Raw genomic sequence first — 23,105 nt, 5'->3', positions numbered from 1 at the left:
ACGCCCGGTCAGACGATAACGCCGGTAACGGCTGGCTCATCAGCGCTGGTCGTCCAGCTCGACCCCCTTCGGGATCTTGAAGACAAATTCGTTGCCCTTGAGCACCGGTTTGCGGTTGAAGCTGCTCAGGGTGAACTCGCTCCACTGGCCCTGGGCCTCTTTCACGTCGAAGCGACTGATGTTGTTCTGACGGTCGAAGGTGATGCGAAAGGAGGCGATCAGCTCGTCCTTGTTGCGGCTGGTGACGGTATAGACATCCCCTTCCTGGGTCACGTCATAGTTCTTCCAGAGGCTGTTGTCGTTGCCCGCGATGAGCACGAAGGGGGTGTTGAGCACCGCATCCTTCATCTTGAGGGCGGTGACCTGCTCGACGAAGGGGTCGTACACCCACACATCCTTGCCATCGGCCACGATCAGGCTCTCGTCCGGGGAGGTAGTGTGCCAGTTGAAGCGGTTGGGTCGCTGCACCAGCAGGGAGCCGCTCGCCTTTTGCAGCTCCTTGCCCTTGCTGTCATAAACGGTCTGGGCAAATGTCGCGGAGAAGAGATTGACGGAGGAGAGCTTCTCCTTGAGATCACTGGCCGCATCGGCCCATACCTGGCTGCTGGCGACCAGCAGAATGGAACCCATCAACAGTTGTTTTTTCATCAGGCTCTTCATAGGGAGGTTCTCGATAAAAGGCCACGCCCGCAGAGGGCATGGCCAGAATGATACAGGAGTTAGGCTTAGTCACGAACCGGCGGCGGTGCCAGCACGTCGCGCTGGCCGTTGCCGCCCGGGGCGCTGACGATGCCCTGGTTTTCCATCTGCTCGATGAGACGGGCCGCCCGGTTGTAACCGATCTTGAACTTGCGCTGGACGCTGGAGGTGGAGCCACGGCGGGATTCCACCACGAAGGCCACCGCCTCGTCGAACAGGGGATCGAGCTCTTCATCGCCGCCCCCGCCGAAGTCGCCACCGCCGCCCTCGCCGTCCGACTCGCCGGAGAGGATCTCGTCGATGTAATCCGGCTCGCCACGCAGTTTCCAGTCCGCCACCACCTTGTGTACCTCGTGGTCATCGACGAAGGCACCGTGGACACGGGTGGGGTTGGAGGTGCCGGCAGGCATGTAGAGCATGTCACCCATGCCGAGCAGGGATTCGGCGCCCCCCTGGTCCAGGATGGTGCGCGAATCGATCTTGCTCGACACCTGGAAGGAGATACGGGTCGGGATGTTGGCCTTGATGAGACCGGTAATGACATCCACCGACGGACGCTGGGTCGCGAGGATAAGGTGAATACCGGCCGCCCGCGCCTTCTGGGCGATACGGGCGATAAGCTCCTCAACCTTCTTGCCGACGATCATCATCATGTCGGCGAACTCGTCCACCACCACCACGATGTGGGGCAGTTTTTCCAGCTCCGGCGGCATCTGATCCATGGAGTCGCCCGGACGCCACAGGGGGTCGACCAGGGGATCCCCCGCCTCGATGGCGGCCAACACCTTGTCGTTGTACCCCTTGAGGTTGCGCACCCCGACCGCGGACATCAGCTTGTAACGACGCTCCATCTCGCCTACGCACCAGCGCAGGGCGTTGGCGGCATCCTTCATGTCGGTGACCACCTCGGTCAGCAGATGCGGAATGCCTTCATAGACCGAGAGCTCCAGCATCTTGGGGTCGATCATGATGAAGCGCAGATCCTCGGGGGAGGATTTGTAGAGCATGGAGATGATCATGGTGTTCACCCCCACCGACTTGCCCGAGCCCGTGGTACCGGCCACCAGCAGGTGAGGCATCTTGGCGAGGTTCACCACCACGGGTTCCCCCGCGATGTCCTGACCCAGCCCCATGGTGAGCGGATTGCGGCTGGCCGCGAACGCCTCGCAGTCGAGGGTTTCCCGCAGGTAGACGGTCTGGCGTACCCGGTTGGGCAGCTCGATCCCGACGAACGTCTTGCCCGGGATCACCTCCACCACCCGCACGCTGCTGGCAGAGAGAGAACGGGCGAGATCCCGGGAAAGATTGGTGATCTTGCTCGCCTTCATGCCCGGCGCCAGGTCCAGTTCGAAGCGGGTAATGACGGGACCGGGATAGACGCCCACCACCTTGGCCTGCACGTTGTAATCGGCGAGCTTCGCCTCCACCAGCCGGCCCATGCGCTCCAGCTCGTCCTTGCTCATTATCTGGGTCTTGGCGGGCGGCCTGTCCAACAGATCGATGCTCGGTAAAGGGGCCAGACCGGGCTGGGGACGGCGCTTGGCTTTCACCGGCGCAGCGGCAACGGGAGCATCGGGTTCGTCATCCCCCTCCGCCCAGGGCAAGTCGAGGTCATCTTCTTCCTGGCGCACGGCGGGACGCGGACGGCCATTGGCCACGCGCTTGCCCTTGGCGGCAGGCGCCGGAGCCTCGTCCTCTTCGTCGTCAAACTGCGGATCGAACTGGAAGGTGTCTTCGTCAAGCTCCGGCAGCCATTCGTCAGCTTTTGTCTTTTGAGCGCGATTCTTCGCCTTGGGGTTGCGTGTCCAGCTGCCGTGGGGGTCTTCGTCATCCTCTTCCTGATCGAAGCTGCCCACGCCCCCTTCCAGCAGGGGATCCGGCCCCTCATAGCGGGGCTGGCGCCAGCCACCGGTGAGCCAGCGGCCCAGGGTGGTGGGGAAATGGTAGATGGCGCTGACTGAGCCGGTGCAGGCGGCACCGATGCGCTCGACAATGGTGAGCCAGGACCAGCCGGTAAAGAGGGTGATGCCGGTCGCCACGAAGCAGAGCAGCATCAGGTTGGCCCCCACGCCGCCAAACAGCGGCACCACGGCGGAGGCGATCACATCCCCCACCAGGCCGCCGGCGGAAAAGTTCTGCAAGTCGTTGAAGTTCATGCTGGCGATGGCGGACATGCCAAGCACCGTCAGCACGAAGCCGATGATCCGTACCGACAGGGTGAGGTAATCCACTTCCAGCAGCTTGCTCGGGCGCCAGAACAGGCTCCAGCCAAGCAGCACCACCAGAGGGGGCACCAGATAGGAGAAGGCCCCGAAGGTAAACATGGTGATGTCGGCGAGCCAGGCACCGGCGCTGCCCGCGAGGTTTTTCACCTCCCCTTGCCAGGAGGTTTGCGACCAGCCGGGATCGGCGGGATGGTAGGTCAGCAGGGCAAGCAAAAGATAGGCAGCCATCAGGGTGATGGCGATCAAGACGGCCTCGAAGATCCGTTGTGTACCTGATAAAGGAGTAAACAGCTTTTTATCGGCCAAACTCCGGCTCCTTTGTGAAAACATGAATGCGGGGATAGGGGGCCTAGTATCCCTGAAAAGCCCACCGATTGTCAGCCAGTGCCTGAGGGCGGGCCTGAAACTCTCTATAAGAAGAAACGAGCGGACCGGCCGCTCGTTTCTGACTATCGTGACTCGTCATGGAACTTGCAAGTCACAGCACAACCCCGCTTATCGGGTGCTGATCACCAGACGACTGCTCTGTTTGACCTCTTCCATCACCACGTAGGTGCGGGTGTCGTTGACGCCCGGCAGACGCAGCAGGGTTTCACCCAGCAGGCGGCGGTAAGCGGACATGTCGCTGACGCGGGTCTTGAGCAGATAGTCGAAATCACCGGACACCAGATGGCACTCCTGGATCTCTTCGAGCACCTGAACAGCCTTGTTGAACTGCTCGAACACATCGGGGGCGCCACGATTGAGGGTAATTTCCACGAACACCAGCAGAGACGCGTCCAGATAATGAGGGTTCAGAATGGCGGCATATCCTTCGATATACCCTTGTCGCTCCAGGCGACGAACCCGTTCCAGACACGGTGTGGGACTCAGGCCAACTCGTTTGGACAACTCAACGTTCGAAATCCTGCCATCCTTTTGCAGTTCATTCAGAATGTTGCGGTCAATCCTGTCCAAATCCTTTAGCCGACTCTTAGCTTCCATCATTTAATTCCATCCTTTGGCTATTTTTTGGTAAGAATCACCAGTCACTTTATAATAATGGTCACAAATCCTGTCAATACCTGAATATACTAGGCGCAAATATCGCTTAACATCTAGGCAACATAAACCACCAATCGATAGACGAGGGATAGCATGATTATCGGTGTACCTAAGGAAATAAAAAACCATGAATATCGCGTAGGCATGGTTCCGGCCAGTGTACGTGAACTGACAGCACGAAACCATACTGTTTTCGTCCAAAGCGGCGCAGGAAATGGCATTGGGTTCAGTGACGCAGATTATCTGGCTGCCGGAGCCGAGATCCTGGCCTCCGCTGCCGAAGTTTTCGCCAAGGCGGAGATGATCGTCAAGGTCAAGGAACCCCAGGCAGTGGAACGGGCCATGCTGCGTCCTGGCCAGACCCTCTTTACCTATCTGCATCTGGCGCCGGACCTGGCCCAGACCCAGGATCTCATCGACAGTGGTGCCGTCTGCATCGCCTATGAAACCGTCACAGACGGTCGTGGCGGTCTGCCCCTGCTGGCCCCCATGTCGGAAGTGGCCGGACGCATGTCTATTCAGGCCGGTGCCCAGGCACTGGAGAAATCCCGTGGCGGCAGCGGCGTGCTGCTCGGTGGTGTGCCCGGTGTGGAACCGGCCAAGGTGGTGATCATCGGTGGTGGTGTGGTGGGCTCCAACGCAGCCCGCATGGCCGTCGGCCTGCGTGCCGACGTCACCATCCTCGACAACAACGTCGATACCCTGCGCCGTCTCGACAGCGAGTTCCAGGGGGCTGCCAAGGTGGTCTACTCCAACCGCGAGACCCTGGAGCGCCATCTGCTGGCGGCGGACCTGGTCATCGGCGGCGTGCTGGTGCCTGGCGCCACTGCGCCAAAACTTGTCAGCCGTGACCACATTGCTCGCATGAAACCCGGTGCAGCCATCGTGGACGTGGCCATCGATCAGGGCGGCTGTGTCGAGACCTCCCATGCCACCACCCATGAAGATCCCACCTTCATCGTCGACGAGGTGGTGCACTACTGCGTGGCCAACATGCCGGGTGCCGTGGCGCGGACCTCCACCGTGGCCCTGAACAACGCCACCCTCCCCTTCATCATCAAGCTGGCCGAACAGGGCTATCGCAACGCACTGCTCGCCGATCCCCACCTGTTGCACGGCCTGAACGTGATGGCGGGCAAAATCACCTGCAAGGAAGTTGCCGTGGCCCACAACCTGGCTTACACGGACCCCCTGACCCTGCTGAACTGATCGCGTCCCTGCAAAGGGAGGTAGATGAGTGAAAATCCGCCCGCGATGGGCGGTTTTTTTATGCCTGCCATCCCCGGCTCACCCCTCTTGTTGGCGATTGCCCCAATCGATGCGCTGGCCTTTGACCCCGGATCACGAATTACCTACAATCGCGCAAACTCATCACGTCTCGGAAATCACATCATGAGCCAAGTCACTCACAGCAAACTGCTGATCCTGGGATCCGGCCCGGCAGGTTACACTGCGGCCGTCTATGCCGCTCGCGCCAACCTCAATCCCCTGCTCATCACCGGCATGCAGCAAGGTGGTCAGCTGACCACCACCACCGAAGTGGAAAACTGGCCAGGGGACGCGGAAGGGCTGACCGGCCCGGCCCTGATGGAGCGCATGAAAGAGCATGCAGAGAAGTTCGATACCCGCATCCTCTTTGATCACATCAATGAAGTGACGCTGACCGAGCGCCCCTTCCGCCTCAAGGGCGACAACGGTGAATACACCTGCGATGCGCTGATCCTCGCCACCGGCGCCTCCGCCAAATACCTGGGTCTGCCCTCCGAAGAGGCCTTCAAGGGCCGCGGCGTCTCCGCCTGCGCCACCTGTGACGGCTTCTTCTACCGCAACCAGGAAGTGGCCGTGGTCGGCGGCGGCAACACCGCCGTGGAAGAGGCACTCTATCTGGCCAACATCGCCAAGAAGGTGCACCTCATCCATCGCCGCGACGAGTTCCGCGCCGAGAAGATCCTGATCAAGCGCCTCAACGACAAGGTCGAGAGCGGCAATATCGTCCTGCACACCCATCAGACCCTGGACGAAGTACTGGGTGACGACATGGGCGTCACCGGCGTGCGCCTGCGCAGCACCCGGGATGACACCACCTCCGAGCTGCCGCTGATGGGGGTCTTCATCGCCATCGGTCACCAGCCCAACACCCAGATCTTCGAAGGGCAGTTGGCGATGGAAAACGGCTATCTGAAGGTGCGTGGCGGACTGGAAGGGTTCGCAACCCAGACCAGCATCCCGGGCGTGTTCGCCGCTGGCGACGTGGCAGACCACGTCTACCGCCAGGCGATCACCTCCGCAGGGACCGGCTGCATGGCAGCCCTCGATGCTGAGCGATATCTGGACGCACAATAATCGGAAGGATATAAAGGGCATGCCAGTTGGCATGCCCTTTTTTATTGCAAGGAGCAGGATGAAACGAAAAATAATGATAGTGGAAGACAGCCTGACGGTACGCCGCATGCTGACCCAGGCCATTGCGCAGCAGACCGGGCTGGAAATCGACGCGTTCGATACCCTTGAAGGGGCTCGCGATTGCCATGGGGAAGATTATGTGGTCGCCCTGGTGGATCTCACCCTGCCGGACGCCCCCGGCGGAGAGGCTGTCAACGTGCTGAGGGAGCGTGGGCTGCCGGTGGTGATCCTGACGGCCGACATCAGCGAAGAGAAGCGGGAAGCCTGGCTGGAGGCCGGGGTGCTGGACTACGTGATGAAGGATTCACGTCACTCCCTGCAATATGCCGTCGGTCTGGTGCACCGCCTCTACCTCAACCAAGCCATCGAAGTCTTGGTGGTCGACGATTCACGCACCTCCCGTCACCGTACCGCGGCCCAGTTGCGCAAGCAGTTGTTGCAGGTGCACGAGGCCAATTCTGCCCGCGATGCGCTGGCGCAGCTTGAGCAGCACCCCGCCATTCGCCTGATGCTGGTGGACTACTACATGCCGGAGATCGACGGCATCAGCCTGGTGCGAATGCTGCGCGAGCGCTACAGCAAGCAGCAGCTCGCCATCATCGGCATCTCGGTGTCGGACAAGCACGGCCTCTCGGCACGCTACCTCAAGCAAGGGGCGAATGATTTTCTCAATCAGCCCTTTGAACCCGAGGAGCTGCAGTGCCGGGTCAGCCACAACCTGGAGGCCCTTGAGCAGTTCAACAACATCCAGGAATCGGCCAACCGAGACTACCTGACCGGGCTTTACAACAGACGCTACTGGTTCAACGAGGGTCAAAAGTGGTTCGAGGAGCATCAGCGCCATCAGGCGCAGCTCTCCCTGTGCGTGCTCGATGTGGATCACTTCAAGCAGGTCAATGATCACTGGGGGCACGCCATCGGCGATCAGCTGCTCTGTCACCTGGCCAGGCTGCTCACCCAGTTCTTCCCGGATGCCATGATAGCCCGATTCGGTGGTGAAGAATTTGCCCTGATGGTGCCCCACTGCCCCGTTCCCGTGCTGCTCAAGCGGCTGGAAGGGCTTCGTCTGCAAATGCGCCAGCAACCGCTGTCCCGGGAGATATCGCTCTTTGTACGCGCCAGTTTCGGCGTCATCAATGTCGGGCGGCTCTCCATGGACGAGGCGCTGAGCGAGGCAGATCGCCAGTTGTATCAGGCAAAGAATACCGGGCGAGACAAGATAGTCTGTCAGGACGTCTGAACAAGCATCAGCAGAGGCACTCCGTGTAGTACCGCCCGGCGCCCCTTGTGTGGCGGCCGCCGGGTCAATCCCTTCTTCACCGTTCAATAGGTCTTGTCGACCCGCACCCCATCGCTGAAATAGAGGATGCGCACCTTGTCGCCCTGCGCAAAGACCATGGCCGGATCGTAATCCTGGATCACGTTGATGAGCCCGTTCTGCTCGTTGCGGATCAGCAGCTCCACCAACTTGTTCTCCACCACGCTGCCCCCTGACTGAAACTGCTGCACCGCCGCCGCTCCCGCCAGCGCTCCGACCGCAGTGGCAATTTCCCGCCCGTGCCCACCGCCAAACTGGTTGCCGAGCAGCCCGCCAAGCACGGCCCCTCCCAGAGTTTTCCAGCCGGAATGCTCCGATTCCACCATCTGGCGCTGGGTGATGTTGCGCACCGCATCCACCTGGCCGAAGACCACCTGCTCCACCGGACGCGCCGTGTTGCGTTCATACACCGCACTCCAGGCCGGCGCCGTGACAAAGCCAAGCAAGCTGGATACTATCAGGATAATGGCCTTCATCTATGAACCTCTGCCTTATGTCTCGCTATCTTACCGAACTGGATGATGAGCTGTGCTGGTTTCCCTCCCCCAGCCATGCGCTGGAAGAGCCCAACGGGCTGCTCGCGATTGGGGGAGATCTCTCTCCCGCTCGATTGCTGGCAGCTTACCACAGCGGGATCTTTCCGTGGAATGAACCCCATCAGCCACTGCTGTGGTGGTCACCGGACCCCAGGGGAGTCATCGTGCCCGAGGAACTCCACATCGGCCGCAGCCTGCAGAAGTGTTTGCGCCGCACCCCCTTCGAGATTTACATCAATCGCGCCTTTGATGACGTCATTGCAGCCTGCGCCGCCCCCCGTCGCACCGCCAGCGGCACCTGGATAAGTGCCCCCATGATCGACGCCTATCGGCGCCTTCATCGCCTCGGTCATGCCCACTCCATCGAGATCTGGCAGGATGATCAGTTGCAGGCAGGCCTCTATGGCCTCTCCCTGGGCCGACTCTTTTGTGGTGAATCCATGTTCAGCCGCATCGACAATGGCGCCAAACTGGCCATGGTGGCCCTCTGTCGCCACTTTGCAGGGCACGGCGGTGCCCTCATCGATTGCCAGATGCAAAACGACTTTCTGGCCACGCTGGGCGTTCAGGAGTGGCCAAGGCAGCGCTTTCTGACCACCCTGGCCACCCTGACCCGGCAACCGTTGCAAGAGGGATGCTGGCAACCGAGGAGAATCAGCCTATGAGTGAAGAAGTGATCCTCAAGGTCGGGCTGACCCCCAGGCACCCGTGCAGCTACCTCGGTCACGAGCAGGAGCAGTTGCTGGTCCTGATGGACCATGAACTGCTCAACGCCGCCGGGTACGAACGGCTGCTGACGGCAGGATTCCGGCGCAGTGGCAACGACATCTATCGTCCTCACTGCCCCGCCTGCAGCGCCTGTCAATCCTTGCGCATACACAGTGAACGCTTCACCCCGAGTCGTGGGCAGAAACGCATCCGCCAGTTGAACCGGGATCTCGAACTCGTGCTGAGCTATGACGACAAGCCCGAGTATTACCAGCTCTATGAACGCTATATCCGTGAGCGTCATCGGGATGGCAGCATGTATCCACCGAGCCGGACCCAATACAAGGGGTTCCTGCACTGCGACTGGATGCCCCCCCTCTATCTGGAGATGCGCAAGGAGGGACGCCTCATCGGCGTGGCCACCACGGACCTGCTTCCCCACTCTCTGAGCGCCATGTACACCTTCTTCGACCCCGACTATGCCGACCGGTCGCTCGGCGCCTTCGCCATCCTGAGCCAGTTGGAACTGGCCAGACGTACCGGTCGTCAGTGGCTCTATCTGGGGTATTTGGTGGAGGAGTGCCGCAAGATGAATTACAAGCGCCAATACCTGCCCCATGAGCTGCTGGTACAGGGCGAATGGAAAAAAATCGACACCAAGCCCGAGTAAACTTTACACATAGCCTTAAATCCGGCATGATCCAGCGGTTTTTTGTTGTGGCTTATCAAGAGGATTCAATGGCTAAAGAAGACAGTATTGAGATGCAGGGTACCATTCTCGAAACCTTGCCCAATACCATGTTCCGTGTGGAACTGGAAAATGGTCACGTGGTTATCGCTCATATTTCCGGCAAGATGCGCAAAAACTACATCCGTATCCTGACTGGGGACAAAGTAACGGTGGCTCTGACTCCGTACGATCTCTCCAAGGGACGTATTGTTTTCCGCTCTCGCTAAGCCAGGAATTCAGCAAAAAACCCCAGCCTCTCGGTTGGGGTTTTTTGTCATTTCCGGCCTTGCTCACAGTCAGTGAGAGACAGCTTCAACGTTGACCTGAAAATCAAAGCTGAGGCTGTTGTTCACCAGCTCAACCTTCACAATACCGCCATCGACCAGGGAACCAAACAGGATCTCGTTGGCCAGGGGCTTCTTGAGGTGCTCCTGAATGACCCGGCCCATGGGTCTTGCTCCCATTGCCCTGTCATACCCTTTCTCTGCCAACCAGTGGCGCGCCTCTTCAGACACCTCCAGTGAAACGCCCTTGGCATCCAGCTGAACCTGCAGCTCGACGATGAACTTGTCGACCACCTGATGGATCACTCCCATGTCGAGATGGTTGAACCAGATGGTGTGATCGAGCCGGTTGCGGAACTCCGGACTGAACGTCTTGTTGATCACCGCCATGGCATCGTGGCTCATGTCCTGCTGCTGGAAGCCGATGGACTTGCGCTGGGTCTCCTGAACCCCTGCGTTGGTGGTCATCACCAGGATCACATTGCGAAAATCTGCCTTGCGCCCGTTGTTGTCCGTCAGGGTACCGTTGTCCATCACCTGCAGCAGCAGGTTGAAGACATCCGGGTGCGCCTTCTCGATCTCGTCAAGCAGCACGACGGAGTGCGGATGCTTGAGGACAGAGTCGGTCAACAGCCCTCCCTGCTCGAATCCCACGTAACCGGGAGGAGCCCCGATCAACCGGGACACGGTATGGCGTTCCATGTATTCCGACATGTCAAATCGCAATACCTCGACCCCGAGCGCCTTGCCCAGTTGCTGGGTCACTTCGGTCTTGCCCACCCCGGTCGGGCCGGCAAACAGGAAGCACCCCACAGGTCGGCGTTCGTTGCCAAGCCCTGAACGTGACAACCGAATGGCATCGGTCAGCACCTCGATGGCCTTGTCCTGCCCGAACACCACCATCTTGAGATTGCGCTCCAGATTCTTCAGCACCTCCTTGTCGGAGGAGGAGACAGATTTCTCGGGAATACGGGCAATCTTGGCAACAATGGCCTCGATTTCCGGCACATTGATCACCTTCTTGCGCTTGCTGACGGGCAAGAGGCGTTGCCCTGCCCCCGCCTCGTCGATGACGTCGATGGCCTTGTCAGGCAGATGACGATCATTGATGTACTTGGCGGAAAGCTCCACCGCCGCCCGGATCGCCTTGACGGTGTAACGCACGCCATGGTGAGACTCATAACGGCTCTTGAGTCCCATCAGAATGCGAGTGGTGTCGTCTACTGTGGGTTCGACGATGTCGATCTTCTGGAAGCGACGAGCCAGAGCCCTGTCCTTCTCGAAGATCTGGGCATATTCTTGGTAGGTGGTGGAGCCCACGCAGCGCAGCAAACCATTGGAGAGCAGCGGCTTGATGAGGTTGGCCGCATCCAGCTGGCCACCGGAAGCCGCACCAGCGCCAATGATGGTGTGGATCTCGTCGATGAAGAGGATGGCCCCCTCCTGACGTTCGATCTGCTTGAGCAGCACCTTGAGGCGCTTCTCGAAGTCACCACGATACTTGGTGCCCGCCAGCAGGGAGCCCATGTCCAGGGAGTAGATGGTGCTACCCGCAATCACCTCGGGCACATCCCCCTTGACGATACGGTAGGCAAGCCCTTCGGCGATGGCGGTCTTGCCCACCCCGGCTTCCCCGACCAGCAAGGGGTTGTTCTTGCGGCGGCGGCACAATACCTGAATGGTGCGATTGAGCTCCTGATCACGGCCGATGAGCGGATCGATACGCCCCTCCAGCACCAGCTGGTTGAGGTTGGTGGCAAAGCTTTCTATCTGGGCAGAGGATACCTCGTCATCAGATTCCGCATTGTTGCCACCACTCTCGGGCTTGTTGTCCTTGCGCACCCCGTGGGACAGGAAGTTCACCACATCCAGGCGGCTTATTTCGGCTTTTTTCAGGAAGTAGGCGGCCTGGGACTCTTGTTCGCTGAAGATGGCGACCAGGACATTGGCACCGCTCACCTCGGTATTGCCGGACGACTGGACATGGAAGACGGCACGTTGCAGCACGCGCTGGAAGCCCAGCGTCGGCTGGGTTTCCCTGTCTTCGTCGTCACGGGGGATGAGCGGGGTCGTTTGATTGATGAAGGCGCGGATCTCTTTGCGCATCTGTTCCACATCCGCACCACATGAACTCAGCGCCTCATGGGCTGAGCTGTTATCCAGCAGGGCCAACAACAGGTGCTCGACGGTCATGAATTCGTGGCGCTCGTCACGGGCCAGCTTGAAAGCCTCGTTCAGCGTCTTTTCTAGATCTTTGTTCAACATAGGCACCTCCCCTCAGTACAGCAACAATGCGGTGTCGTTATCGCCATCAAGTCATCAGATTCAAGCCTTTTCCATGGTACATAGCAGTGGATGTTCGTTGTTACGTGAATAGGTGTTGACCTGAACCACTTTGGTCTCGGCAATCTCGGCGGTAAATGTGCCGCAGACTCCCTTACCACTATAATGCACGCTCAGCATCACCTGAGTGGCCTTCTCCAGATCCATACCAAAGAACCTTTGCAGCACCTCCACCACGAACTCCATCGGTGTGTAGTCGTCGTTGTTCAGGACGACCTTGTACATGGGTGGCGGTTGCAGCTTCGTTTTCTCTGCTTCTGCAATCTCTTCATTAGCAAAGAGTTCTTTCTGCTTGCTCATAGTTGCGCTTTGGTACCTCTAGATTACTACCGTGTCGCTCAAGATTGTCAATAGACTTGTTAACCAGATCACATCGGTTGTTAACAACTTCTTGACTCGCTTAAAAGTTGGACTAGATTGGTTACTTGCTAATCGGCGCCCGTCTGCTACGGGGTCATGCCCTAGTTATATAAGGCTGGCGCAGGTTACTCAACGACTTCAGGGTAATCAATAAAAGGATGTAGATGTATGGCAACCGGAACAGTCAAGTGGTTCAACAACGCAAAAGGATTTGGGTTTATCTGTCCGGAAGGCGGTGGTGAAGACATCTTCGCTCACTACTCCACGATTCAAATGGAAGGTTACAAGACCTTGAAAGCAGGTCAGGCAGTCAACTTTGAACTGCAGCAGGGGCCGAAAGGAAATCATGCCTCTGTCATCGTGCCAAACGAAGCACAGAACATCTAAGAGTCAAACTGGATAAATTAAAAAGCGGCATCCCAAGGGATGCCGCTTTTTTATGGACAGGCACGAAGAGGGGAACAAGAAAGGCCAGGCCTTCCCTGTTCCCTGCTGCCGCTACCTCAGCGGGCCAGCAGGATGTTGAGCATACGGCGCAGCGGCTCGGCGGCGCCCCACAGCAGCTGGTCACCCACGGTGAAGGCGGCCAGGTACTCCGGGCCCATGTTGAGCTTGCGCAGACGACCCACCGGGATGCTGAGGGTGCCGGTGACGGCGGCCGGGGTCAGCTCGCGGGCGGTGATGTCGCGATCGTTGGGGATCACCTTGACCCAGTCGTTGTGGGCGGCCAGCAGGGATTCGATTTCGGCCAGCGGCACGTCTTTTTTCAGCTTGATGGTGAAGGCCTGGCTGTGGCAGCGCAGGGCGCCGATGCGCACGCACAGACCATCCACCGGAATGGCGGCGTTTTCGATACCCAGGATCTTGTTGGTCTCGGCCTGGCCTTTCCACTCTTCACGGCTCTGGCCGTTGTCGAGCTTGGTGTCGATCCAGGGGATGAGGCCACCGGCCAGCGGCACACCGAAGTTGTCCACCGGCAGGGTGCCGGAGCGGGTCTTCTCGGTGATCTTGCGCTCGATGTCGAGGATGGCGGAGGCGGGATCCGCCAGCTCCACCGCCACTTCATCCCGCAGCATGCCCATCTGGGTGACCAGCTCGCGCATGTGGCGGGCACCACCACCGGAGGCCGCCTGATAGGTGGCCACGCTCACCCACTCCACCAGATCGGCCTTGAACAGGCCACCCAGGGCCAGCAGCATCAGGCTGACGGTGCAGTTGCCGCCAACGAAGGTCTTGATGCCGTTGTTCAGGGCATCCTCGATGACGTCGCCGTTGACCGGATCCAGGATGATAACCGCGTCCTTCTCCATGCGCAGGGAGGAGGCGGCGTCAATCCAGTAGCCCTGCCAGCCGGCGGCTTTCAGGCGCGGATAGACATCCTTGGTGTAGTCGCCGCCCTGGGCGGTGATGATGACGTCCTGTGCGGCCAGCGCCTCGAGATCGAAGGCGTCCTGCAAGGTGCCGGCATCGACACCAAAATTGGGGGCGGCCTCACCGGCCTGGGAGGTGGTGAAGAAGGTGGGTTGAATGCGGGCAAAATCCTTCTCTTCCTGCATCCGGCTCATCAAGACCGAACCCACCATGCCACGCCAACCGACCAAACCTACTTTTTTCATAATGTCCTACCCTGGATAGCTGCTTATAGAAATCGTGTGTGGTACCCGTGACCCCTGCCTTGGCGCCAGCCGTTTACAAGGGATTCACAATATATGAGTTGCAAAAAATGCGTCTGTCCACATTACGGATTGTGACGGCGGGCGCAAGTCGAATTGCGCAATATTCTGTGCCATTCGCTGCAATATCCGTCGGCCTGGCCGACCTGCGGGCAGCCGGTTGGCATCCTGCCTCCAGTTGGGGCATCATTGAGACCGACCGGCAGCCCCGCTGCCCCTCGGGGACGGCCCCGAGGCCTCCTGATACGCAGGGACGACCCTGCTTCCTGCGGAATCTGCTTTATGTCGTGGTTGCTATTGCTGTTGGCCGGCCTGTTCGAGGTCGCCTGGGCCATCGGCCTCAAATACACCGACGGTTTCAGCCGTCCCCTCCCCACCCTGCTGACCCTGATCGCCATGGGGGTGAGCGTGCTGCTGCTCGCCATGGCGGTCAAACAGTTGCCCCTTGGTACCGCCTACGCGGTCTGGACCGGCATCGGCGCGGTCGGCACCGTGCTGATGGGGATCTGGCTGTTCAACGAACCGGCCACCCTGGCCCGGGTGCTCTGCCTGCTGCTCATCATCGTCGGCATTCTGGGATTGAAGTTCATCGGTTAGGCGCGCTGTGAGGGCCGGGTACACCGGCCCCGACGTGGCAAGCTCCAGGGGGCGATGTCAGCCCAGCGTGTTGCGGTGTTCCTCTGCTTGCTGATGTGTTCGCAGGCGGTGGGGAAAGGCGGGTGGCACAGACGTGGCATGGCGCGTGATGGCGAGCAAGATCCGCCCCATGACCGCCCGGGCGAGCATGGGGCGCCTCCTTTTATCTTTTCGTCTGCTCCTTCAATCACTCCACCAGCGTCTGCTCGATGCGGGCCCCAGGCATCATCTGCGTAAGACCGGCAATCAGCCTGTCGCCGGCCTCCCACAAGGCCGTGCGCGGCATCGGCGGCAGACACTCCAGAATGAACCACATCCGGGGGGAAGAGAGGCTCAGGCGAGTGCGGATCCCCTGGCGCCAGTTCCAGCGGCGACAGGTGACGCCGAGATCGTCCCGCCACACCACCTCTCCGGGAGCCGGTGCCTCCTGGGTTGGCAGCCCTTCTTTGAGGGTGTCAAAGCATTCGCTGCCATCGGCAATCACCAGACGCGGCGCTCCCACATAGGCCGCCAGATCCTCCCCGCCCACGGGAATGGCATACTCGATGCTGATGACGTTGTAGAGATCGACCACAGGATCGATGGCGGGCAAGACGCCATCGCGCAGCACCCGCTTGCGCAGTGCCTGGGCCGAGCAGGGCGTGCGGGCAGGCTTGGCGCCAAACCCCTTGAACACCTGATCCCAGGCGGCCAGATGTTCAAGGGCCCAGGGGGCCTCGTCGGTGCCAAGGGCCGCACATGCCCGGGCCAGGGCCCGCTCCCCCACCAGAGTGTCAATCACGGGGGCGGCTTCCACCACGATGCTGAGGGCACAAAAACCCGGCGCCAACCTGGCTATCTCGGGGTCGATACGGGGGATCATCGGGAACATTCAGCACTCCTGGTCAAGGCTCATCAAGACGGGGTGGCGGAACGGGCACGGGCGTTCCCCTCTTTTCCTTCCCCCGCCAACGGTTGACGCCATGATGAAGGGCACAGGGTCATAATAAAATTTACTTTATCTTAATTATGTTAAGTAAAACTGATGACCCAACCCTCTTTCCCATGAAAAATCGCCGCCCCGCAGCGCACCGTCCGGCCCCACTACCACACCCCGCCCATCCAATGCAGACCTGGGCAAGCCCACACCATTGCCCTGGCCGCTTTCCCCGTCACTCATGCTATTATCTGCGTCCAAACATGAGCCCATAAAATCAGGACATTGTGATGACCGACCACACTTTTATTCCCGGCAAGGACGCAGCGCTGGAAGATTCCATCGAACGCTTCCAGACCAAGCTGCAAGCCCTGGGGTTTGATATCGAAGAGGCCTCCTGGCTCAACCCCGTGCCCAACGTCTGGTCCGTGCACATCCGGGACAAGGAGTGCGCTCTCTGCTTCACCAACGGCAAGGGTGCCAGCAAGAAGGCGGCGCTCGCCTCCGCCCTTGGCGAGTATTTCGAGCGTCTCTCCACCAACTACTTCTTCGCCGACTTCTACCTGGGCGAGCAGGTCGCCAATGGCGACTTCGTCCACTACCCGAACGAGAAGTGGTTCCCCATCGAGGGGGATCAGCTGCCCGCCGGTCTGCTCGACTCCTTCACCCGCAAGTTCTACAACCCGGACGGTGAAGTGACCGCCGACATGCTGGTGGACCTGCAATCCGGCAACGAGGAGCGCGGCATCGTCGCCCTGCCCTTCGAGCGCCAGTCCGACCACCAGACCGTCTATATCCCGATGAACATCGTCGGCAACCTGTATGTTTCCAACGGCATGAGTGCCGGCAACACCCGCACCGAGGCCCGCACCCAGGGGTTGTCGGAGGTGTTCGAGCGCCACGTGAAGAACAAGATCATCGCCGAGGCCATCAGCCTGCCCCAGATCCCGGGCGAGGTCATCGCCCGTTACCCGGGCATCAAGGCGTCCATCGATGCACTGGAGGCCGAAGGCTTCCCCATCTACAGCTTCGATGCCTCCCTCGGCGGCCGTTATCCGGTCATCTGCGTGGTGCTGCTCAACCCGAGCAATGGCACCTGCTTTGCCTCCTTCGGCGCCCACCCGCGCTTCGAGGTCGCCTTCGAGCGTACCGTCACCGAACTGCTGCAAGGGCGCAGCCTCAAGGATCTGGACGCCTTCGTGCCGCCGTCGTTCGACAACGAGCAGGTGGCGGATCACCACAACCTGGAGACCCACTTCATCGACTCCTCCGGCCTCATCAGCTGGGATCTGTTCAAGGAAGAGTCCGACTTCGAGTTTGCCGACTGGGACTTCCGTGGCACCTCGCAAGAGGAGTTCGACCACCTGATCGGCATCTTCCACGAGCTGGAGCAGCCGGTCTACATCGCCGACTACGAGCACCTGGGTGTCTACGCCTGCCGTATCCTGGTGCCCGGCATGTCCGACATCTATCCGGTGGAAGATCTGCTGCTGGCCAACAACACCATGGGGGCCCACCTGCGGGAGACCATCCTGGCGCTGCCGGCGCTCGAGTGGGACGCGGAGCAGTACATGGCGCTGTTCGACCAGTTGGATGAAGAGGGTCACGACGAGCGCACCCGGGTGCGCGAGCTGCTCGGCATCGCCGCCGCCAAGGGCACTGCCCTGCACACCCTGCGCGTCGGTGAGCTCAAAGCCATGCTGGCGCTGGCCGCTGGTGACCTGGAGAGCGCCCTCGACCTCATCGACTGGACCATGGAGTTCAACCAGTCGGTGTTCCCGGCGGATCGCGCCGTTTACTACCGCGCCCTGCGTGCCTGCGTCGAGCTTTTCCTCGACGAGGAACGCGACCCCGAGCAGTACCGCCCGGTATTCGCCCGCATGTTCGGGGAAGAGACCCTGGCGCAGGCGTGGGCCAACGCCCGCGGCGAGGCGCGCTTCCACGGTCTGGAAGCCGCCGATCTATCCCTCTCCCAGTTCCCGCTGCACCAGAAACTGCTGGCCGCTTACGAGAAATTGCAAAAAGCCAAACGAATCCACACCTGGAACTGATATGCTGATATGACGAAGGGGCCCTGAGGGCCCCTTCTGTTTTATGGTCTACGCTTTGGCTGGCCGTGCCACAAAGATGAAATAAAAGACAAAAAATACCTCTTAGGGGGTTGTTAATTTGGCACTCATGGTGCAGTGCGGCCGCAAAGGTGCCTGGCCGGTACTTTTTTAAGGGTGTCCTTTATAAGTTCTTAAAAATCATAAAATTAATAACAGACCCATTTCTGTTTCACCTGAAACCTGGTGTAAAGAAACGCTTCCGGATGGTGAAAAATCCTGTAGTAAAATTACATTCACAATCTGTAATTCTTGATCGGAGTCAATTTTGGGGATCAGCCCCTTTGTTATGATTTCCACAGGCAAAATATGCAGGTACTGAGAATTGAAAGCAGAATCTCCCTTTGATTGTCTGAAGCCCGAAGCCATCGCCGCCCTGGCCGAAGACATTACCTATGCCAAGGCCACCAAGCCCGCATACAAGGTCATTCCCCTGGCCATCACCGCTGGCGCCTTCATCTCCATCGCCTTCGTCTTCTATATCACCGTCACCACGGGCTCAAGCGGCATGGCCTGGGGCATGTCCAAGCTGGTGGGCGGCATCTGCTTCTCCCTCGGTCTCATCCTCTGCGTGCTGCTCGGCGCCGAACTGTTCACCTCCACTACCCTCACCCTGGTAGCCAAGGCGGCCAATCGCATCAGCTGGGCCCAGCTGCTCAAGAACTGGGGACTGGTCTACTTCGGCAACCTCATCGGCGGTCTCATCATCGTCGGCCTCATCATCATGTCGGCGGAATACACGGCAGCGGATGGTCAGTGGGGGCTGAACGCCATGAAAGTGGCCCAGCACAAGATCCATCACACCTTCTTCGAGGCCGTGGCCCTTGGCATCCTCTGCAACCTCATGGTGTGTCTCGCCGTGTGGATGGCCTTCGGCGCCCGCAGCGCCACCGACAAGGTGATGGTGATGCTGCTTCCCGTCGCCATGTTCGTGGCCTCCGGTTTTGAGCACAGCATCGCAAACATGTTTATGATCCCGGTCGGTATCGCCATCCACAGCGTCGCGAGCCCGGAATTCTGGCAGGCCATCGGCCAGGATCCGGCAACCTTTGCCGACCTGACCGTGTCCAACTTCGTCCTGCACAACCTCATCCCTGTCACCATAGGTAATATCATTGGTGGTGGCGTCATGGTTGGGCTGACTTACTGGTTTATCTTCCGTCGCCATCATTAAGGATGGCGGCAGACACATAAATACCTTGAGAGGTAATGAAAATGGCAGAACTTAACGAACAGTTCCAAAAAGCATGGGAAGGCTTCGCAGCCGGTGAATGGCAGACCTCTGTCAACACCCGTGACTTCATCCAGAAGAACTACACCCCGTATGAAGGTGACGAGTCCTTCCTGGCTGGCGCGACCGAAGCTACCACCAAGCTGTGGGACAAGGTCATGGAAGGCATCAAGATCGAGAACCGCACTCACGCGCCGGTCGATTTTGATACCGACCTGCCCTCCACCATTACCGCTCACGATGCCGGCTATATCGACCAGAGCCTGGAGCAAATCGTTGGTCTGCAGACCGACAAACCGCTCAAGCGCGCCATCATCGCCAACGGCGGTATCAAGATGGTCAAGACCTCTTGCGAAGTGTACGGTCGCCAGCTTGACCCCATGGTCGAGAAGATCTTCACCGAGTACCGCAAGACTCACAACCAGGGCGTGTTCGACGTCTACACCAAAGACATCCTGAACTGCCGCAAGTCCGGCGTCATCACCGGTCTGCCGGATGCCTACGGCCGTGGCCGTATCATCGGTGACTACCGTCGTGTTGCCCTGTACGGTATCGACTTCCTGATGGCCGACAAACTGGCTCAGTTCAAGTCCCTGCAGGCTGACCTGGAAAACGGTGTCAACCTGGAAGCCACCATCCGTCTGCGCGAAGAGATCTCCGAGCAGCACCGTGCCCTGGCCCAGATGAAAGTGATGGCTGCCAAATATGGCTGCGACATCTCCGTACCGGCCAAGACCGCCAAAGAAGCCGTACAGTGGACCTACTTCGCCTACCTGGCGGCGGTCAAGTCCCAGAACGGCGCCGCCATGTCCTTCGGTCGTACCTCCAGCTTCCTGGATATCTACATCGAGCGTGACCTGCAAAAAGGCCTGATCACCGAGCAAGAAGCCCAGGAGCTGATGGACCACATGGTCATGAAGCTGCGTATGGTTCGCTTCCTGCGTACCCCGGAATACGATTCACTGTTCTCCGGCGACCCGATGTGGGCGACCGAGACCCTGGCCGGTATGGGCGTTGACGGCCGTACCCTGGTCACCAAGAACAGCTTCCGTATGCTGAACACCCTGTACACCATGGGCCCGTCCCCTGAGCCGAACCTGACCATCCTGTGGTCCGAGAAGCTGCCGGTCGGTTTCAAGAAGTACTGCGCCAAGGTATCCATCGAGACCTCTTCCGTTCAGTACGAGAACGACGACCTGATGCGTCCGGACTTCAACAACGATGACTACGCCATCGCTTGCTGTGTGTCCCCGATGATCGTCGGCAAACAGATGCAGTTCTTCGGTGCCCGTGCCAACCTGGCCAAGACCATGTTGTATGCAATCAACGGCGGTATGGACGAGAAGCTCAAGATCCAGGTCGGTCCGAAGACCGAAATGGTCACCTCCGAGTACCTCGATTACAACGACGTGATGGACAGACTGGATCACTTCATGGACTGGCTGGCCAAGCAGTATGTCGCCGCCCTGAATATCATCCACTACATGCACGACAAGTACAGCTACGAAGCCTCCCTGATGGCGCTGCACGACCGTGACGTCTATCGCACCATGGCTTGCGGCATCGCGGGTCTGTCCGTAGCCGCTGATTCCCTGTCTGCCATCAAGTACGCCAAGGTCAAGCCGGTACGTGATGCCGATGGCGTCTCCATCGACTTCGAAATCGAAGGCGAGTACCCGCAGTTCGGCAACAACGACGCTCGCGTCGATGACATCGCCTGCGACCTGGTCGAGCGCTTCATGAAGAAGATTCAGAAGCTCAACACCTACCGCGGTGCCGTGGCTACCCAGTCCGTGCTGACCATCACCTCCAACGTGGTGTACGGCAAGAAGACCGGTAACACCCCGGATGGTCGTCGCGCCGGTGCGCCGTTCGGCCCGGGTGCCAACCCGATGCACGGTCGTGATCAGAAGGGTGCCGTTGCTTCCCTGACGTCCGTCGCCAAGCTGCCGTTCGCCTACGCCAAAGATGGTATCTCCTATACCTTCTCCATCGTGCCGAATGCCCTGGGCAAAGACATGGAAGCCCAGAAAGCCAACCTGGCCGGCCTGATGGATGGTTACTTCCACCACGAAGCCAACCTGGAAGGTGGTCAGCACCTGAACGTCAACGTGATGAACCGTGAAATGCTGCTGGACGCCATGGAAAACCCGGAGAAATATCCGCAGTTGACCATCCGCGTATCCGGTTATGCCGTTCGCTTCAACTCCTTGACCAAGGAGCAACAGCAAGACGTCATCACCCGTACCTTCACCGCTTCTCTGTAATAGAGTCTCGGAGAACAAAAACCGGCGCCCAGGCGCCGGTTTTTTTATGGCTGTTTGGCAGTGTGCAAGCCGCTTCCCACCTCCCAGGCCCGCTGGCTCGTGGGCTCTGAGCCGCCCCCTCCGCCAGACATTGGCCCCCATCACGCCTCTCCACTGCCCTCCCGCACTTGATGCACGGATGCGCTCATCGGCACTCAGGTACTCAGGTACTCAGGTACTCAGGTACTCAGGTACTCAGGTACTCAGGTACTCAGGTACTCAGGTACTCAGGTACTCAGGTACTCAGGTACTCAGGTACTCAGGTACTCAGGTACTCAGGTACTCAGGTACTCAGGTACTCAGGTACTCAGAAAAGCAGAGCAGAACCATGCTCGACCACCACGAGTTTTGCATAGCAACCTCGATCTATTCCCTCTCCCCTTGGGAGAGGGTCAGGGTGAGGGGAAACCACTCTACATCGCTAGCAAGCGCCAGAAAGCAACAAGGGCTGCAGAGTGTGAACTCTGCAGCCCTTGTGTCATGGATGCGGTTTAACGGGTGCTGGCTGCGTCAGAGGCGACCTCTCACGACTTCACGATGCTTTCATCTCACCATGAAGTTTCAAACTGCCTTTATCGCAAAAAACTGATCACTTATATGCCAAAAACTACAAGGGCAGCGGAGTCTCACTCCCCTGCCCCTATAGTAAGCAATAAACGGTGGTTTAAGGCTTAGCTCGCCCAGGTAATGATATGGTCGGCCCAGTCGCCGGCATGTACCTCATGGATCACCTTGCCGCGCACCGACTGACCGGCCTGGTGCATGGCGCTGCGGCTGCCGGTGATAAGGGGATGCCACTCTGGCAGGCTCTGCCCCTCCGCCAGCAGGCGGTAGGCACAGGTAGAGGGCAGCCAGTTGAACTCGGCAATCTTGTCGTGGGTGATCTGCAGGCAGTCCGGCTCTTTCTTAAAGCGGTTGCCATAGTCGGAGCACTGGCAGGTCTTGGTATTGAGCAGGTTGCAGGCCACGTTGGTGAACACCAGCTCCTCGGTGTCCTCGTCGATCAGCTTGTTCAGGCAGCACTTGCCGCAGCCGTCGCACAGGGACTCCCACTCGGCTGTGGTCATCTGCTGCAGGCTCTTCGCCTGCCAAAAGGGGGCGGTCTGCACTTCGTCTGTCTGCTGCACGTTTTGCTGCGCTCTTTGCTGCATGAAGATGGGCTCACTCAATACACTGACAAGCGCGTGGTTATACGCCCTATGGCCCGATTTTTCAAGATAAATTGGCAGAGTATCAATAAACATTGAGTTTCATAAATCCTGCCAAAAATTTAAGATAAATAAGAAACACATCAATGTGAATAAAATCAGAAACGAACTCATTAAAGTCACAAACCAAATACACTTTAAATCTACTCAATCACGATCAAAATAATCATTACTCTTGCCTAAAAACATTAGGAGGTACATTATAAAATCAGCGAAAACAAGAGTGAGGGATAACTCATGAAACAACAAACAATTGAAAATTATGCAAAGGAAAGAGCAATACCTTATTTACTTCATTTCACTAAATAACTGATCCCAATAGTGCTACACCTTCGCTGTGCCATAGCCATTCCCCGGGAAAGGAGACACGGTATCCA

General features: G+C 58.9%; 20 protein-coding genes. 11 read left to right on the top strand and 9 right to left on the bottom strand.

What is annotated here, in order from left to right; genetic code table 11:
- Positions 1-39: 39 nt before the first annotated feature.
- From lolA to lrp, 3 genes are all read right to left on the bottom strand, one after another.
- Positions 40-648, bottom strand: coding sequence for an outer membrane lipoprotein chaperone LolA (lolA, locus tag PG879_RS15150; RefSeq protein ID WP_041211573.1), 609 nt, complete (start codon positions 646-648; stop codon positions 40-42).
- A gap of 77 nt (positions 649-725) precedes the next feature.
- Entirely contained in the window at positions 726-3,230 is a 2,505-nt protein-coding gene (locus PG879_RS15145) for a DNA translocase FtsK (RefSeq protein ID WP_270830377.1), read from the bottom strand.
- Positions 3,231-3,419: 189 nt separating this feature from the next.
- Positions 3,420-3,911: a leucine-responsive transcriptional regulator Lrp gene (gene lrp, locus PG879_RS15140; RefSeq protein ID WP_005300047.1), complete on the bottom strand. Its 492-nt coding sequence runs from the start codon at positions 3,909-3,911 to the stop codon at positions 3,420-3,422.
- 150 nt (positions 3,912-4,061) lie between these two features.
- Between lrp and ald the strand changes: the two genes are divergently transcribed.
- From ald to PG879_RS15125, 3 genes are all read left to right on the top strand, one after another.
- A complete protein-coding gene (ald, locus tag PG879_RS15135; protein WP_010674517.1) occupies positions 4,062-5,177 on the top strand; it encodes an alanine dehydrogenase in 1,116 nt (371 codons plus the stop codon).
- Positions 5,178-5,360: 183 nt separating this feature from the next.
- The gene (gene trxB / locus PG879_RS15130; RefSeq protein ID WP_010674516.1) at positions 5,361-6,311 is read left to right on the top strand and encodes a thioredoxin-disulfide reductase; all 951 of its coding nucleotides are present in this window, start codon (positions 5,361-5,363) and stop codon (positions 6,309-6,311) included.
- Between the two features lie 58 nt (positions 6,312-6,369).
- Complete coding sequence (locus PG879_RS15125) at positions 6,370-7,611, top strand: diguanylate cyclase (protein ID WP_029314438.1); 1,242 nt, start codon at positions 6,370-6,372, stop codon at positions 7,609-7,611.
- 83 nt (positions 7,612-7,694) lie between these two features.
- On the opposite strand, the gene PG879_RS15120 is transcribed toward PG879_RS15125, so the two are convergent.
- A complete protein-coding gene (locus PG879_RS15120) occupies positions 7,695-8,165 on the bottom strand; it encodes a glycine zipper 2TM domain-containing protein (protein WP_041211363.1) in 471 nt (156 codons plus the stop codon).
- A gap of 17 nt (positions 8,166-8,182) precedes the next feature.
- On the opposite strand from PG879_RS15120, the gene aat reads away from it, so the two are divergent.
- The 3 genes from aat (at position 8,183) to infA (ending at position 9,890) form a co-directional block, all read left to right on the top strand.
- Positions 8,183-8,890: a leucyl/phenylalanyl-tRNA--protein transferase gene (gene aat, locus PG879_RS15115; protein WP_039039162.1), complete on the top strand. Its 708-nt coding sequence runs from the start codon at positions 8,183-8,185 to the stop codon at positions 8,888-8,890.
- A complete protein-coding gene (locus tag PG879_RS15110) occupies positions 8,887-9,603 on the top strand; it encodes an arginyltransferase (RefSeq protein ID WP_270830376.1) in 717 nt (238 codons plus the stop codon). Before aat ends, PG879_RS15110 begins: the two co-directional genes overlap by 4 nt.
- Positions 9,604-9,671: 68 nt before the next feature.
- Positions 9,672-9,890 (top strand): translation initiation factor IF-1, encoded by a 219-nt coding sequence (gene infA / locus PG879_RS15105; RefSeq protein ID WP_005300033.1) that lies wholly within the window; start codon positions 9,672-9,674, stop codon positions 9,888-9,890.
- 69 nt (positions 9,891-9,959) lie between these two features.
- Here infA and clpA read toward each other — a convergent pair whose 3' ends face one another.
- Both clpA and clpS read right to left on the bottom strand, forming a co-directional pair.
- Entirely contained in the window at positions 9,960-12,212 is a 2,253-nt protein-coding gene (gene clpA / locus PG879_RS15100; protein ID WP_010674511.1) for an ATP-dependent Clp protease ATP-binding subunit ClpA, read from the bottom strand.
- Between the two features lie 60 nt (positions 12,213-12,272).
- Entirely contained in the window at positions 12,273-12,590 is a 318-nt protein-coding gene (clpS, locus tag PG879_RS15095; RefSeq protein WP_005325410.1) for an ATP-dependent Clp protease adapter ClpS, read from the bottom strand.
- A 228-nt stretch (positions 12,591-12,818) separates the two neighbouring features.
- Here clpS and cspD point away from each other — a divergent pair, with 228 nt between their 5' ends.
- Positions 12,819-13,037 (top strand): cold shock-like protein CspD, encoded by a 219-nt coding sequence (cspD, locus tag PG879_RS15090; RefSeq protein WP_010674510.1) that lies wholly within the window; start codon positions 12,819-12,821, stop codon positions 13,035-13,037.
- Between the two features lie 116 nt (positions 13,038-13,153).
- On the opposite strand, the gene asd is transcribed toward cspD, so the two are convergent.
- The gene (asd, locus tag PG879_RS15085) at positions 13,154-14,266 is read right to left on the bottom strand and encodes an aspartate-semialdehyde dehydrogenase (protein WP_103243235.1); all 1,113 of its coding nucleotides are present in this window, start codon (positions 14,264-14,266) and stop codon (positions 13,154-13,156) included.
- A gap of 339 nt (positions 14,267-14,605) precedes the next feature.
- Here asd and sugE point away from each other — a divergent pair, with 339 nt between their 5' ends.
- A complete protein-coding gene (gene sugE / locus PG879_RS15080) occupies positions 14,606-14,920 on the top strand; it encodes a quaternary ammonium compound efflux SMR transporter SugE (protein WP_039039004.1) in 315 nt (104 codons plus the stop codon).
- A 226-nt stretch (positions 14,921-15,146) separates the two neighbouring features.
- Here sugE and PG879_RS15075 read toward each other — a convergent pair whose 3' ends face one another.
- A complete protein-coding gene (locus PG879_RS15075; RefSeq protein WP_270830375.1) occupies positions 15,147-15,830 on the bottom strand; it encodes a B3/B4 domain-containing protein in 684 nt (227 codons plus the stop codon).
- A gap of 335 nt (positions 15,831-16,165) precedes the next feature.
- On the opposite strand from PG879_RS15075, the gene ycaO reads away from it, so the two are divergent.
- From ycaO to pflB, 3 genes are all read left to right on the top strand, one after another.
- The gene (gene ycaO / locus PG879_RS15070; RefSeq protein WP_270830374.1) at positions 16,166-17,926 is read left to right on the top strand and encodes a 30S ribosomal protein S12 methylthiotransferase accessory factor YcaO; all 1,761 of its coding nucleotides are present in this window, start codon (positions 16,166-16,168) and stop codon (positions 17,924-17,926) included.
- 382 nt (positions 17,927-18,308) lie between these two features.
- The gene (gene focA, locus PG879_RS15065) at positions 18,309-19,157 is read left to right on the top strand and encodes a formate transporter FocA (protein ID WP_041211359.1); all 849 of its coding nucleotides are present in this window, start codon (positions 18,309-18,311) and stop codon (positions 19,155-19,157) included.
- Between the two features lie 41 nt (positions 19,158-19,198).
- Entirely contained in the window at positions 19,199-21,481 is a 2,283-nt protein-coding gene (pflB, locus tag PG879_RS15060; RefSeq protein WP_010674504.1) for a formate C-acetyltransferase, read from the top strand.
- Between the two features lie 710 nt (positions 21,482-22,191).
- Here pflB and PG879_RS15055 read toward each other — a convergent pair.
- Entirely contained in the window at positions 22,192-22,671 is a 480-nt protein-coding gene (locus PG879_RS15055) for a YcgN family cysteine cluster protein (protein WP_270830373.1), read from the bottom strand.
- Between the last annotated feature and the right edge of the window lie 434 nt (positions 22,672-23,105).

This window comes from Aeromonas sp. QDB63, from assembly GCF_027707425.1.
Taxonomy (GTDB): Bacteria; Pseudomonadota; Gammaproteobacteria; order Enterobacterales; family Aeromonadaceae; genus Aeromonas; species Aeromonas caviae.
The sequence above is the reverse complement of the archived record's forward strand: the minus strand, read 5'-3'. Positions and strand labels throughout refer to the sequence as shown.

Bases quoted from the DNA above. Each gene is read 5' to 3' on its own strand.
- pflB (WP_010674504.1), top strand. From the start codon at position 19,199: ATGGCAGAACTTAACGAACAGTTCCAAAAAGCATGGGAAGGCTTCGCA.
- PG879_RS15120 (WP_041211363.1), bottom strand. From the start codon at position 8,165: ATGAAGGCCATTATCCTGATAGTATCCAGCTTGCTTGGCTTTGTCACG.
- PG879_RS15075 (WP_270830375.1), bottom strand. From the start codon at position 15,830: ATGTTCCCGATGATCCCCCGTATCGACCCCGAGATAGCCAGGTTGGCG.
- ald (WP_010674517.1), top strand. From the start codon at position 4,062: ATGATTATCGGTGTACCTAAGGAAATAAAAAACCATGAATATCGCGTA.
- trxB (WP_010674516.1), top strand. From the start codon at position 5,361: ATGAGCCAAGTCACTCACAGCAAACTGCTGATCCTGGGATCCGGCCCG.
- aat (WP_039039162.1), top strand. From the start codon at position 8,183: ATGTCTCGCTATCTTACCGAACTGGATGATGAGCTGTGCTGGTTTCCC.
- lrp (WP_005300047.1), bottom strand. From the start codon at position 3,911: ATGATGGAAGCTAAGAGTCGGCTAAAGGATTTGGACAGGATTGACCGC.
- ycaO (WP_270830374.1), top strand. From the start codon at position 16,166: ATGACCGACCACACTTTTATTCCCGGCAAGGACGCAGCGCTGGAAGAT.
- sugE (WP_039039004.1), top strand. From the start codon at position 14,606: ATGTCGTGGTTGCTATTGCTGTTGGCCGGCCTGTTCGAGGTCGCCTGG.
- asd (WP_103243235.1), bottom strand. From the start codon at position 14,266: ATGAAAAAAGTAGGTTTGGTCGGTTGGCGTGGCATGGTGGGTTCGGTC.
- infA (WP_005300033.1), top strand. From the start codon at position 9,672: ATGGCTAAAGAAGACAGTATTGAGATGCAGGGTACCATTCTCGAAACC.
- clpS (WP_005325410.1), bottom strand. From the start codon at position 12,590: ATGAGCAAGCAGAAAGAACTCTTTGCTAATGAAGAGATTGCAGAAGCA.
- PG879_RS15110 (WP_270830376.1), top strand. From the start codon at position 8,887: ATGAGTGAAGAAGTGATCCTCAAGGTCGGGCTGACCCCCAGGCACCCG.
- cspD (WP_010674510.1), top strand. From the start codon at position 12,819: ATGGCAACCGGAACAGTCAAGTGGTTCAACAACGCAAAAGGATTTGGG.
- clpA (WP_010674511.1), bottom strand. From the start codon at position 12,212: ATGTTGAACAAAGATCTAGAAAAGACGCTGAACGAGGCTTTCAAGCTG.
- lolA (WP_041211573.1), bottom strand. From the start codon at position 648: ATGAAAAAACAACTGTTGATGGGTTCCATTCTGCTGGTCGCCAGCAGC.
- PG879_RS15125 (WP_029314438.1), top strand. From the start codon at position 6,370: ATGAAACGAAAAATAATGATAGTGGAAGACAGCCTGACGGTACGCCGC.
- PG879_RS15055 (WP_270830373.1), bottom strand. From the start codon at position 22,671: ATGCAGCAAAGAGCGCAGCAAAACGTGCAGCAGACAGACGAAGTGCAG.